Genomic DNA, 12,819 nt, shown 5'->3' on the forward strand with positions numbered 1-12,819 from the left:
GGGGCGTCGCGTCCCACGCCGTCGATCCCGCCGGTGGCGGTGCGGCCGACGGGTGGGGACCGTCCGGAGCAGCGGCCGGTGTGTCGGGACCGTCCTGAACGGCGCCCGGTGTGTCGGGCGCGTCCGGTGCCGGGGCGTCGTGCCCCGGCGCCTTCTCCGTGGGCCCCGGCCGGTGCGGCTGAGCAGCGTCGTCGGTCATGTCTCGATACTGCTGCGCCACGGACCCGAGCGGCCTCCGGAGACGACCCTGACCCCACCCTGAGATCGGTGGGCCGCCAATGTCCGGGGCGTCCCCGTGGTCGGCCGACCACCGCGCGTGTGACGATCGGACCAACGCCGCCGCATTCCTCCTTCACCGGCACGAGCCGTCCTGACCAGGGAGTACGTGATCAGTACCGTCAGCCAGCCACCGCGCCTCTATCGCGCCCCGGAGCACCGGATGGCCGCCGGGGTGGCTGCCGGCATCGCCGAGCACCTCGACGTTCCGGTACGCCGGGTCCGGGTCGCCTTCATGGTGCTGCTCGGGCTGAGCGGGCTCGGCCTGCTGCTCTATGCGGCCTTCTGGGCCGTCGTGCCGCTGCGTCCGGGAGACACCGCCGTACCGCCCCGGCGGGAGTTCGGGCAGCTGCTGCCCTTCGTGGCGATCGGGCTCGGCGTACTGCTGGTCCAGATGATGCTCTTCGACTCGGTGGGTGCGGCGGGCACCGCCGGCTGGCTGGTCGCGATCATCGCGGTGGGGGCCGGCGTGATCTGGCACCAGTCCACCCCCGAGCGGCGGCGGCAGTGGGGCGAGTCGCTGCCGGTGCCGTGGCTCGGCGCGGTGGTGGAGGAGAGCGACCGGCGGGCCTTCGTGCTCCGGTTCGTCGGCGGTGGGGTGCTGGTCGCCGTCGGCATCATCGGTGTCGCCGCCGTCTACTCCCCGGCGCAGAACCTGGACGCGGTGATCAACGGCGTGATCTTCGCGCTGGTCGGCCTGGCCGGTGTCGGGGTGGTGACGGCGCCGGTGCTCTGGCGGACCTGGAACCAGCTCCGCTCGGAGCGCGAGGGTCGCATCCGGGAACAGGAACGGGCCGAACTGGCGGCCATGGTGCACGACCAGGTGCTGCACACCCTCGCGTTGATCCAGCGCAACGCCAGCGACGTGAAGGCCGTCCAGCGGCTGGCCCGGGGCCAGGAGCGTTCGCTTCGAAACTGGCTCTACAAGCCGACCGCGTCGCCGACCGAACGGTTCGCCGCCGCGCTCGAACAGGCCGCGGCCGAGGTCGAGGACACCTTCGCGATCACCGTCGAGGCGGTGGTGGTCGGTGACCGGGACACCGACGAACGGGTCGGCGCGATCGTGGCCGCGGCCCGGGAGGCACTGGTGAACGCCGCCCGGCATGCCGGGGTGCAGACCGTCTCGCTCTACGCGGAGGTGGAACCCGACCAGGTCAGTGTCTTCGTACGGGACCGGGGGGCGGGCTTCGATCCGGATACCGTGGAGGATCACCGGCACGGTGTACGGGGCTCGATCATCGGGCGGATGAAGCGACACGGCGGCCGGGCGGAGATCCGCTCCGGACCGGGGGAGGGGACCGAGGTCCGACTGATCCTGCCGATCAGTCGGGACTCGGCCACGGCGGAAAGGGACAGATCATGACCGAGCAGTCGACGCCACCGGCCGAGCCGACGGGAGCCGGACCCGAGCGGCTGCGCGTGTTCCTGGTCGACGACCACGCCATGTTCCGCGCCGGGGTACGCGCCGAACTGGGCGCGCACGTCGAGGTGGTGGGTGAGGCGAGCACGGTGGCCGAGGCGGTCAGCAGGATCGCGGCCACCGGACCGGACGTGGTGCTGCTCGACGTACACATGCCCGACGGGGGCGGTCGCGCGGTGCTGGAGGCGATGCGGCGCAGCCACCCGCAGGTGCGGTTCCTGGCGCTCAGCGTCTCCGACGCCGCCGAGGACGTGATCGGGCTGATCCGGGCCGGTGCCCGGGGCTACGTCACCAAGACCATCTCACCGGACGAGCTGGCTGCGGCGATCCGGCGGGTGGCCGACGGGGACGCCGTGTTCAGCCCCCGGCTGGCCGGGTTCGTGCTGGACGCCTTCGCGTCCCGCCCCGACGCCCCGGTCGCCGATCCCGAGCTGGACCAGCTCACCAACCGCGAGCGCGAGGTGCTGCGGCTGCTGGCCCGGGGGTACGCGTACAAGGAGATCGCCCGGGAGCTGTACATCTCGATCAAGACGGTCGAGACGCACGTCTCCAACGTGTTGCGCAAGCTCCAGATGTCCAACCGCTACGAGTTGTCCCGCTGGGCCGCGGACCGCCGGTTGGTGTGAGCGGACGGGGCTCGTACGGGCTCTCCGGCGGACGATCACCCGAGTAACGGGTTCGGTCTCCCGTCTGGAATTGACATCGTCTTTTCGGTTAGTATTCGGGGCGACGTGGCGGGATTCACCTCAGGTTTCCTGGTCGATGCTCCGGGGTGTTCCGGCCGCGCCGGCAATCGGCCAATCGGGCCCGAAAAAGCCGTTGACGGGCAGCTCATAGCATGCCTGTCGAGCGGCGCGGACGGGGCTCCAGGTCGATGTCGAGGCCGTCCCGGGCGGGTATCGGGTTGATAACACGCCTTTCGGCTTGGGCGCATCGGGTGTCACAGTGGCAGGCACCTCACAACCCCCTCGTGAGCCGAGCGCCCTGAGGAGGCACTCCCATGCGCGGGAAATTCCTGAAGGTGGCGGTCGCGGCGACCGCCACCGCCATGTTGGCCACCGCCTGCGGCGGTGGTAGCGACAACGACAACGAATCGAGCGGCCAGGCCGGCGGTACGTTGCGCGTCTACAACGCGGAGCCGGCGTTCCTGACGCCCTCCGGCGGTGACGACGAGCCGTCGCTGTACGTGATCCGTTCGCTCTTCCGTGGTCTCGTCAAGTACAACGCCGAGAGCGCCGCGGTCGAGATGGACCTGGCCGAGTCGGTCGACTCGGACGACCAGAAGCTCTGGACGATCAAGATCAAGGACGGCTACACCTTCGACAACGGTGAGCCGGTCAACGCCGACGCCTTCATCCGTTCCTGGAACTTCGCGGCCTACAGCCCGAACGCCCAGAACAACGGTTACTTCATGAAGCGGATCGCCGGTATCAAGGACGTCCAGTCCGAGGACCCGGACGGCGACGGCCCGCAGAAGGCCCCGGAGCCGAAGGCGAAGGAGCTGTCCGGCCTCAAGAAGGTCGACGACCTGACCTTCACCGTCGAGCTGGAGGCCCCGTTCTCGGGCTTCCCGACCACGATCGGCTACCCGGGCTTCTTCCCGATGGCCGAGGCCTGCATCGCCGACATCGCGGCCTGCAACGAGAAGCCGATCGGCAACGGCCCGTACAAGATCGACGGCAGCTGGCAGCACAACGTCGCGATCAACGTCGTCCGCAGCGACAGCTGGAAGGGCGACCCCGGCAAGCCGGACCGCATCGAGTACCGGATCTTCGCCGACATCGACGCCGGCTACGCCGCCTTCCAGGCCGGCGAGCTGGACGTGCTCTACACCGTGCCGCCGGCCCGGTACAAGGAGGCCAAGGCCACCTACGCCGACCGGATGTACGAGCAGCCGGGTGACAGCTTCACCTACGTCGGTATGCCGCTGTACCAGGACAACTTCAAGGACAAGCGGGTCCGGCAGGCGCTCTCGCTGTCGATCGACCGCCAGTCGATCATCGACGCCGTCTTCGACGGCCGGTTCACCCCGGCCACCGGCTTCGTCGCCCCGACCTTCGAGGGTGCTCGGGAGAACGTCACCCCGTACGCCAAGAAGGACGTCGAGAAGGCCAAGCAGCTGCTCGCCGAGGCCGGCGGCTGGCCGGCCGGTGAGAAGCTGATCCTGTGGGCCAACGCCGGTGCCGGCCACGACCAGTGGCTGCAGGCGGTCGGTGACCAGATCAAGGAGGCCCTGGGTATCGACTACGAGCTGCGGGTGAACCTGCAGTTCGCCGAGTACCTGGAGACCGCCGACCAGAAGAAGTTCACCGGTGGGTTCCGCCTCGGCTGGGGTCCGGACTACCCGTTCATGGAGACCTTCCTCTACCCGCTGTACGCCACGGGCTCGGGCAGCAACAACTCGACCTACAGCAACCCCGAGTTCGACGCCGCCATGAAGGAGGGTGACTCGGCCGACTCGATCCAGGCCGCGATCCCGTCCTACCAGAAGGCGGAGGACCTGGTCGGTGAGGACCTGCCGGTCATCCCGATGTGGTTCAACAAGGTTGGTGCCCTTTACAGCGAGAACGTCGACCAGTTCGTCTGGAACTCCGTCTCGGACGCCGACTACGCAGCGATTTCGCTGAAGCAGAACTGAGCTTCAACCGCCTGATCCTGCCGTAACACGACGTGGCGGCAACGGTCTCCCCACCAGGGTGATCGTTGCCGCCACGTCAGCGCCGAGAGGAGACCCCGACATGGGGCGCTACGTCATTCGACGGTTGCTCCAGTTCATCCCCACCGTGCTGGGCACCATGTTCCTGCTCCACTACCTGACTTCACTGGCGATCCAGTTCAGCGGGAACCCGGTCCGCGCGCTGTTCGGGGACCGGACGCCGCCGCCCGCGCTGCTGGAGGCGATCACCGAGCGACTCGGCTACGGTGACCCCTGCCTCGACCAGAAGGGCAACCCCTGCTTCGGGATGTTCCTGGACCGGCTGCAGGGCATCTTCCTGAACTTCGACTTCGGCATCAACCTGCGCCAGCGTGAGGTCACCGACCTGGTGGCGGACGCCATTCCGTTCACGCTCAAGCTGCTGCTCATCGCCATCGTCTTCGAGGCCGTCGTGGGTATCGCCGCCGGTGTGCTCGCCGGTCTGCGGGGCGGCAGCTTCGCCGACTACACGGTGAAGATCAGCACGGTCTTCGTCATCTCGGTGCCGATCTTCGTGCTCGGCCTGATCGTGCGGGAGTTCGTCGGCGTCAAGTTCGGCAACGTCCTGCGTGGCCAGAGCTGGATTCCCGACGTGATCTCCACCGGCATGTTCAGCCCCGGATTCAAGCCCGACTACCCCTGGGCGAGTCTGATCATCCCGGGCATGGTGCTCGGTGCGACGTCGTTGGCGGTCACCGCCCGGCTCACCCGGACCAGCATCATGGAGAACATCCGGGCCGACTACGTCCGGACGGCGAAGGCCAAGGGCCTGACCACCAAGCGCGTCATCGGTGTGCACACGCTGCGCAACTCGCTGATCCCCGTGATCACCTTCCTCGGCGTCGACATCGGCGCCGCGATGGCCGGCGCGGTGGTCACCGAGACCATCTTCAACGTGCCGGGCATCGGCCGGCTGGTGACGATGTCGGCGCGTACCGGGGAATCCTCGGTGGTGATCGGCGTGGTGACCATGCTGGTGCTGGTGGTCCTGATCGCCAACCTGCTCGTCGACCTCCTGTACGCCGTGCTCGACCCGAGGATCCGTTATGAGTGACCGGACCGTGGTGACGATGCCGACGCAGGTTCTTCCGACCGCTCCCGGGTGCCGGTGGAGCGAAACGAGGTGTGGACATGAGTGAGCGTAGCGAGCGAATCATCAGGCTCAGTGTGTTGGTGCCTCATGGCGGCGCGCAGCGAAGCGGAGCGCCGTCATGAGTGAGCGTAGCGAGCGAATCATCAGGCTCAGTGTGTTGGTGCCTCATGGCGGCGCGCAGCGAAGCGGAGCGTCGGCATGAGTGACCTGAACAGTGCGGGCACCGCCGTCGGCGGGGCACCGGTGGGCGGTGACGGTCCCACGACCGATGCGCCGGTCGGCGGCAAGGAGCGCAGCGCCAGTCTCTGGGCGGACGCCCGGCGGCAGTTGCTGCGCGACCCGGTCTTCATGATCGCTTCCCTGTACATCCTCGTGGTGGGCTCGATGGCAGCCTTCCCGAAGCTCTGGACCAGCCAGGACCCACGTGCCTGCAACACCGACCGGTCCCGGATCTCGCCCAGTTGGGAACACCCGTTCGGGTACGACATCCTGGGCTGCGACTACTACTCGCACGCGATCTACGGCGCGCGGCCGTCGATGGTCATCGCGGTCATGGCGACCGGTGGCATCGTGCTGGTCGGTGGCACGCTCGGCCTGCTCGCCGGCTACTACGGCGGCTGGGTCGACACGATCATCTCCCGGGTGATGGACATCGTCCTGTCACTGCCGTTCCTGCTCGGCGCGATCGTGTTCCTCACGGTCATCAAGCGGCAGAACATCTGGACGCTGACCCTGGTGCTGTTCCTGCTCGCCTGGCCAACCATCGCCCGGATCACGCGAGGTAGCGTCATCTCCTCGAAGGATCTGGACTACGTACACGCCGCCAAGGCGGTCGGTGCCCGCAACTCGCGGCTGATGTTCCGGCACATCCTGCCGAACGCGATCGCCCCGATGCTGGTGTACGCCACCATCGTGCTCGGTTCGTTCGTCGCCGCGGAGGCCACGCTGACCTTCCTCGGCGTCGGGCTCCAGCCGCCGGCGCAGTCGTGGGGCATCATGATCTCGGTTCACCAGGTCTACTTCCTGGAGGACCCGTGGCTGCTGCTCTTCCCCTGTGGTCTGCTGGTCGGCACGGTGCTGTCCTTCATCCTGATGGGTGACGCACTGCGTGACGCCCTCGACCCGAAGTTCCGGTGATCCGAATGAGTGAGCGAATCAATCGGCTCGGCGCGTTGGTGTCTCAGGCCGGCGCGGAGCGAAGCGGAGTGTCGGCATGAGGGAGCGGAGCGAGCGAATCATCAGGCTCGGCGCGTTGGTGTCTCAGGCCGGCGCGGAGCGAAGCGGAGTGTCGGCATGAGGGAGCGGAGCGAGCGAATCATCAGGCTCGGCGCGTTGGTGTCTCAGGCCGGCGCGGAGCGAAGCGGAGTGTCGGCATGAGCAGTGATGTGAACGTCAAGTTGGACGCGCTGCCGGGCCTCGACCCGAACGCGTTGCCACTTCAGGTCAAGAACCTGCAGGTGGAGTTCCGGACCCGTAACGGCGTGGCTCGCGCGGTCAACGGAGTGAGCTTCGACGTGCGGGCCGGCGAGACCCGGGCGATCCTCGGGGAGTCGGGCTGCGGCAAGAGCGTGACCGCCCAGGCGATCATGGGCATCCTGGACAGCCCGCCCGGGTTCATCACCGGTGGGGAGATCCTCTACCGGGGTGTCGACCTGCTCAAGCTGCCGGAGTCCGAGCGCCGCAAGGTGCGCGCGAACCGGATCGCGATGATCTTCCAGGACGCGCTCTCCGCGCTGAACCCGGTCTTCACGGTCGGGTTCCAGCTCGGCGAGCTGTTCCGCAAGCACCGGGGCATGTCCCGCAAGGACGCCAAGGCCCGAGCCGTCGAACTGCTCGACCTGGTCAAGATCCCGGCGGCGCAGCAGCGGGTGAACGACTACCCGCACCAGTTCTCCGGCGGTATGCGCCAGCGCGTCATGATCGCCATGGCGCTGGCACTCGACCCCGAGGTGCTGATCGCGGACGAGCCGACCACCGCCCTGGACGTGACCGTGCAGGCCCAGATCATGGCCCTGCTCGCCGAGCTCCAGCGGGAACGGAACATGGCGTTGGTGCTGATCACCCACGACATGGGTGTGGTGGCCGACGTGGCGGATCGGATCTCCGTCATGTACGCCGGTCGGGTCATCGAGGAAGCCGGCGTGAACGACATCTACGCCACCCCCGCCCACCCGTACACGAAGGGTCTGCTGGAGTCGATCCCGCGGCTGGACCTCAAGGGCCAGGAGCTCAGCGCCATCAAGGGCCTGCCCCCGGCGCTGACCAACATCCCTCGCGGATGCGCCTTCAACCCCCGGTGTCGGTACACCCAGGACGTCTGCAAGCAGGACCCGGCGCCGCCGCTGTACCAGGTGTCGCCGAGCCGGACGGCTGCCTGCCACTTCTGGAAGGAGGTCAAGGGCGATGAGTGACGTGGTGTTGGAGACCCGTGACCTGGTCAAGCACTTCCCGCTGACCCGGGGCATCGTCTTCAAGAAGCAGGTCGGGGCGGTCCGCGCGGTCGACGGGATCAACCTGGAACTGCGGCGCGGCGAGACCCTCGGCATCGTGGGCGAGTCCGGTTGCGGCAAGTCGACGTTGGCCCGGCTGCTCGTGGGTCTGGAGACGCCGACCTCCGGTGACCTGTTCGTGCAGGGCAAGAACATGGCCAAGGTCGGCTCCGAGGAACGGCGTCGAGGTCGGCGGAACATCCAGCTGGTGATGCAGGACCCGTACACCTCGCTGAACCCGCGAATGACCGTCGGCGACATCATCGGCGAGCCGTTCGAGGTGCACCCGGACGTGGTGCCGAAGGGCCAGCGTCGGCCCAAGGTGCAGGAGCTGCTGGAGCTGGTCGGCCTGAACCCCGACCACATCAACCGCTACCCGCACCAGTTCTCCGGCGGCCAGCGGCAGCGCATCGGGATCGCCCGTGCGCTGGCGCTCAACCCGGAGATCATCCTCTGCGACGAGCCGGTCTCGGCGCTGGACGTCTCCATCCAGGCTCAGGTGATCAACCTGCTGGAGAAGCTCCAGAACGAGCTGGGTCTGTCGTACATCTTCATCGCGCACGACCTGTCCGTGGTGCGGCACATCGCCGACCGGGTCGCGGTGATGTACCTCGGCAAGATCGTCGAGATCGGCACCGAGGACGAGATCTACGAGTCGCCCACGCATCCGTACACCCAGGCGCTGCTGTCGGCGGTGCCGGTGCCGGACCCGACGTTGCGTGGGCACCGTGACCAGATCGTCCTGACCGGCGACGTGCCGTCGCCGGCCAACCCGCCGTCCGGTTGCAGGTTTCGTACCCGCTGCTGGAAGGCGCAGGACGTCTGTGCGGAAGAGGAGCCGCTGCTGCAGGTCAGGGACAAGTCCGGCCACCCGAGCGCCTGCCACTTCGCCGAGGTACGCGACGTGGTGCACGCGACGGAGTAGCCACACAGACGCCGTCGTGGCCGGTCATCCAAACCGGGAGCGGCGGTGAAGGTAGTGCCTCCTCAGTGATTCGGGGCGTCGGCCGTCACCAGCGGCCGGCGCCCCGGTCCGCGTTCGGACCGCCGTGCCCGGACTGCGTGTCCGGGCCGCCACGGTCGGCCCGGCGCCTGCTCATGGGGACGGTCGAACCCCGACGCGCCTCGCCGACCGACCCGCTCGGGTCACAGTGGGCCGCGACCGGCCCGCAGCAGCAGCAGCGCCAACTGGGTGCCGTCGGCACCGAGAGCGACCCGGAAGCGCTCCAGGATCTCCTGCTCGCGGGAGAGCACCAGCCGGGTGCCGCCGGAGGCCATCCGGGTCGCGCCGACCTCGCGGGACAGGGCGGCCCGTTCCTGCCACAGCTCGACGATCGTGCGGTCGATCTCGTCGATCCGTACCCGGATCTCGGCGATGCGGGCGGCGGCGCCCGGTTCCGCGGTCCCGGTCTTCGGGGTGTCCAGGCCGGGGCTGGTGCCGCCCTCCGCGCCGGTGCCGTTCGGGGTCGTGCCGGACTCGCCTGGGACGCCGTTCTGCTCCATCACGTCTGTCATCTTCGGGTACCTCTCACGGTGTGGTGCCCGGTGCCCGGATCCCGGGACGACAAAAGCCCCGGACTCCGAGAGCCCGGGGCTTTTCGTAGGTCTTGTCGATCAGGCGCGACCTACGGCTGCCGGACTCCCGGGGCCGTAGTAAAAGTAGAAGCGCTGGTCGAACACGCCGTCGAGTATGCCGCCGCAGCCGCCGCCGCGCAAGGAAACCGGTAAGGAAGGGACCCTTCCTATACACGAGGCGTTAGTAGGGGGCCCTTCCTTACACCGGGGGCGGCGCGGGGCGGGGATGTCGGGGCGGCGGCATAGACTCGCCCTGCGATGCATCCTCTCTTCGACATCCCCGCGTCCCCGTCCGCGCCCGAGCCCGACCGGGCGTTGCCGCCGCGTCGGCCGGCTCCCGGCCGCCTCGACCCCGCCGATCTGGTGGAGGGCCTCAACGGCCCCCAGCGGGACGCGGTCACCCACGCCGGTTCACCGCTGTTGATCGTCGCCGGTGCCGGTTCCGGCAAGACCCGGGTTCTGACCCACCGGATCGCATACCTGCTCGCCGCGCGGGACGTGCATCCCGGAGAGATCATTGCGATCACCTTCACCAACAAGGCCGCCGGTGAGATGAAGGAGCGGGTGACCGCCCTGGTCGGTCCGCGCGCCCGGATGATGTGGGTGTCCACGTTCCACTCCGCCTGCGTCCGGATCCTGCGTGCCGAGCACGAGCACGCCGGGCTCAAGTCCACCTTCTCGATCTACGACGCCGACGACTCCCGCCGGTTGATGCAGATGGTCACCCGCGAGCTCGACCTGGACCCGAAGCGCTATCCGGCGCGGGGTCTGGCGGCCCAGGTCTCCAACCTCAAGAACGAGCTGGTCGACCCGGAGACCTTCGCGGGCCGGGCGTCGGGGCCGAACGAACGGGCGCTGGCCGAGGCGTACACGCTGTACCAGCGACGGCTGCGCGAGGCGCACGCGCTCGACTTCGACGACCTGATCATGACCACGGTGCACCTGCTCCAGTCGCACCCGCACGTCGCCGAGACCTACCGCCGTCGGTTCCGCCACGTGCTGGTCGACGAGTACCAGGACACCAACCACGCGCAGTACGTGCTGATCAAGGAGCTGGTCGCCGGCACCGAGGGGCTGGCTCCGGCGGAGCTGTGCGTGGTCGGTGACGCGGACCAGTCGATCTACGCCTTCCGGGGCGCGACGATCCGCAACATCCTGGAGTTCGAACGCGACTTCGGTGACGCCCGCACCATCCTGCTGGAGCAGAACTACCGCTCCACCCAGACCATCCTGAACGCGGCCAACGCGGTGATCGACCGCAACACCTCCCGCAAGCCGAAGCGGCTGTGGAGCGATGCCGGGGCGGGCGAGCAGATCGTCGGTTACGTCGCCGACACCGAGCACGCCGAGGCGGACTGGGTGGGTCGGGAGATCGACCGGCTGGTCGACGCCGACGAGGCCAGGCCGGGCGACGTGGCGGTCTTCTACCGCACCAACGCGCAGTCCCGCGTCTTCGAGGAGGTGTTCATCCGGGTCGGCCTGCCGTACAAGGTCGTCGGCGGGGTGCGCTTCTACGAGCGCAAGGAGGTCCGCGACGCGCTCGCCTACCTGCGCGCGGTGGTCAACGACGACGACACGGTGAGTCTGCGCCGGATCCTGAACACGCCCCGGCGGGGCATCGGTGACCGGGCCGAGGCGTGCGTGGAGGCACTGTCCAGCCGGGACCGCATCTCGTTCGGTGCGGCGCTGCGTCGGGCCAAGGACGCGCCGGGCATCTCCACCCGCGCCGCCAACGGCATCGCCGACTTCGTGGCACTGCTCGACTCCGCCCGGGAGGTGGCCGTCGACGGCACCCCGGAGGAGGTGCTGGAGGCGGTGCTGACCCGCTCGGGCTACCTGAGCGAGCTGGAGGAGAGCCTGGACCCGCAGGACGCGGGCCGGGTGGACAACCTCCAGGAGCTCGTCAGCGTCGCCCGGGAGTACACCGAACGGATCGAGGCGACCGGCGCGGAGGGGGAGCGGGCCACGCTGGCCGGCTTCCTGGAGCAGGTGGCCCTGGTGGCCGACGCCGACCAGATCCCTTCGGACGATCCCGAGCACCAGGGCGTGGTCACGCTGATGACCCTGCACACCGCCAAGGGGCTGGAGTTCCCGGTGGTCTTCCTGACCGGCCTGGAGGACGGTGTCTTCCCGCACCTGCGCTCGCTGGGCGACACCCGTGAGCTGGAGGAGGAGCGGCGGCTGGCGTACGTGGGCATCACCCGCGCCCGGCAGCGCCTCTTCCTGTCCCGGGCGGTGACCCGGTCGGCGTGGGGGCAGCCGGCGTACAACCCGCCGTCGCGGTTCCTGGAGGAGTTGCCGACCGAGTTGGTCCGTTGGGAACGCACGGAGGGGTCGTACACCTCCTGGGGTGGCGGTGGCGGCGGCGTGGGTGGTCGCGCGGACCGGGTGGGCGGCGGCTTCACCGGGGGTACGCCCCGCGCGGTCCAGCTGGCCCGCAAGCTCGGCGTGGACGGCAGCCGGCTGGCCACCGCGAGCGAGCTGCCCCAGGGCCCCAAGGTCTCCGCCGGGGACCGGGTCAACCACCAGCGGTACGGACTCGGCCGGGTGGTGACCGTGGAGGGCCATGGTCCGGGTGCCCGCGCGCAGATCGACTTCGGCGACCAGACGTTGTGGCTGGTGCTGCGGCACGCCCCGATCGAGAAGATCTGACGGGCCGGTGCACCGGCCCGGGTGGGGCCGGTGCACCGGGCGATCAGGTCAGCACGCCACGTCGATGCCGCGGGCGCGCAGGAACGGCGCCGGGTCGATCTGGTTCCACATCTGACCCTGGTGCACCTCGAAGTGCAGGTGCGGCCCGGTGGAGTCGCCGGTGGAGCCCTCCAGTCCGATGGTCTGGCCGGTGCTGACCTTCGCACCCACGTTCACCCGGGTGGTGCTCAGGTGGGCGTAGTGGGTGAGGTAGCCGTTGCCGTGGTCGATGACGACCGAGATGCCGTACCCGTCACCGACGTCGCCGGCCTTCGTGACGGTGCCTTTGGAGGCGGCCCGCACCGGTGTGCCGGCGGGCAGTGCGAAGTCGATGCCGGCGTGCAGCGTGCCCCACCGGGGGCCGTAGCACGAGGTGACGGCGGCGCCGGCCATCGGGATGACCCAGTCGGGCTTCGGCGCGGTGCTCGTGGTGGTCTTCGGGGCGGCCTTGCTGGCCCTGGTCGCCGTCGGACGGGGTTTCGCGGTCGGGCTCGCGCTGGGTGTCCTGGTCGGGCTCGCCGTCGGGGTCGGTGTCGGGCTCTCCGGCGTGGCCGGGGCGGCCGACTCGCGGGCCGAGCGG

10 protein-coding genes are annotated in these 12,819 nt (G+C 69.2%); 8 read left to right on the top strand and 2 right to left on the bottom strand.

All coding sequences use genetic code 11. From position 1 onward, the window contains the following. The first annotated feature begins 370 nt into the window (after window positions 1–370). From EYA84_RS14750 to EYA84_RS14780, 7 genes are all read left to right on the top strand, one after another. Entirely contained in the window at window positions 371–1,639 is a 1,269-nt protein-coding gene (locus EYA84_RS14750) for an ATP-binding protein (RefSeq protein ID WP_131053627.1), read from the top strand. After that, window positions 1,636–2,322 carry a response regulator transcription factor gene (locus EYA84_RS14755; RefSeq protein WP_131053629.1) on the top strand — a complete coding sequence of 229 codons (687 nt, stop codon included), beginning with the start codon at window positions 1,636–1,638 and terminating at the stop codon, window positions 2,320–2,322. The genes EYA84_RS14750 and EYA84_RS14755 overlap by 4 nt, the downstream gene beginning before the upstream one ends. Before the next feature lie 374 nt (window positions 2,323–2,696). Then, window positions 2,697–4,334: an ABC transporter substrate-binding protein gene (locus EYA84_RS14760; protein ID WP_131053630.1), complete on the top strand. Its 1,638-nt coding sequence runs from the start codon at window positions 2,697–2,699 to the stop codon at window positions 4,332–4,334. 100 nt (window positions 4,335–4,434) lie between these two features. Next, window positions 4,435–5,445, top strand: coding sequence for an ABC transporter permease (locus EYA84_RS14765; RefSeq protein WP_131053632.1), 1,011 nt, complete (start codon window positions 4,435–4,437; stop codon window positions 5,443–5,445). 237 nt (window positions 5,446–5,682) lie between these two features. Continuing rightward, window positions 5,683–6,621, top strand: a complete 939-nt coding sequence (locus EYA84_RS14770; RefSeq protein WP_131053633.1) for an ABC transporter permease — start codon at window positions 5,683–5,685, stop codon at window positions 6,619–6,621. A gap of 236 nt (window positions 6,622–6,857) precedes the next feature. Beyond that, on the top strand, window positions 6,858–7,895 hold the full coding sequence (locus EYA84_RS14775) for an ABC transporter ATP-binding protein (RefSeq protein WP_131053635.1): 1,038 nt from the start codon (window positions 6,858–6,860) through the stop codon (window positions 7,893–7,895). Beyond that, on the top strand, window positions 7,888–8,898 hold the full coding sequence (locus EYA84_RS14780) for an ABC transporter ATP-binding protein (protein WP_131053637.1): 1,011 nt from the start codon (window positions 7,888–7,890) through the stop codon (window positions 8,896–8,898). Before EYA84_RS14775 ends, EYA84_RS14780 begins: the two co-directional genes overlap by 8 nt. A gap of 221 nt (window positions 8,899–9,119) precedes the next feature. Here the strand turns inward: EYA84_RS14780 and EYA84_RS14785 are convergent, their stop codons facing one another. Beyond that, window positions 9,120–9,488, bottom strand: coding sequence for a chorismate mutase (locus EYA84_RS14785; RefSeq protein WP_236145768.1), 369 nt, complete (start codon window positions 9,486–9,488; stop codon window positions 9,120–9,122). A gap of 318 nt (window positions 9,489–9,806) precedes the next feature. Between EYA84_RS14785 and pcrA the strand changes: the two genes are divergently transcribed. After that, entirely contained in the window at window positions 9,807–12,200 is a 2,394-nt protein-coding gene (gene pcrA, locus EYA84_RS14790; protein ID WP_131053639.1) for a DNA helicase PcrA, read from the top strand. A 48-nt stretch (window positions 12,201–12,248) separates the two neighbouring features. Here pcrA and EYA84_RS14795 read toward each other — a convergent pair. After that, on the bottom strand, window positions 12,249–12,819 hold a 571-nt coding region (locus EYA84_RS14795; protein WP_131053641.1), incomplete at its 5' end, for a M23 family metallopeptidase.

Source organism: Verrucosispora sp. SN26_14.1, assembly GCF_004307965.1.
GTDB lineage: Bacteria > Actinomycetota > Actinomycetes > Mycobacteriales > Micromonosporaceae > Micromonospora.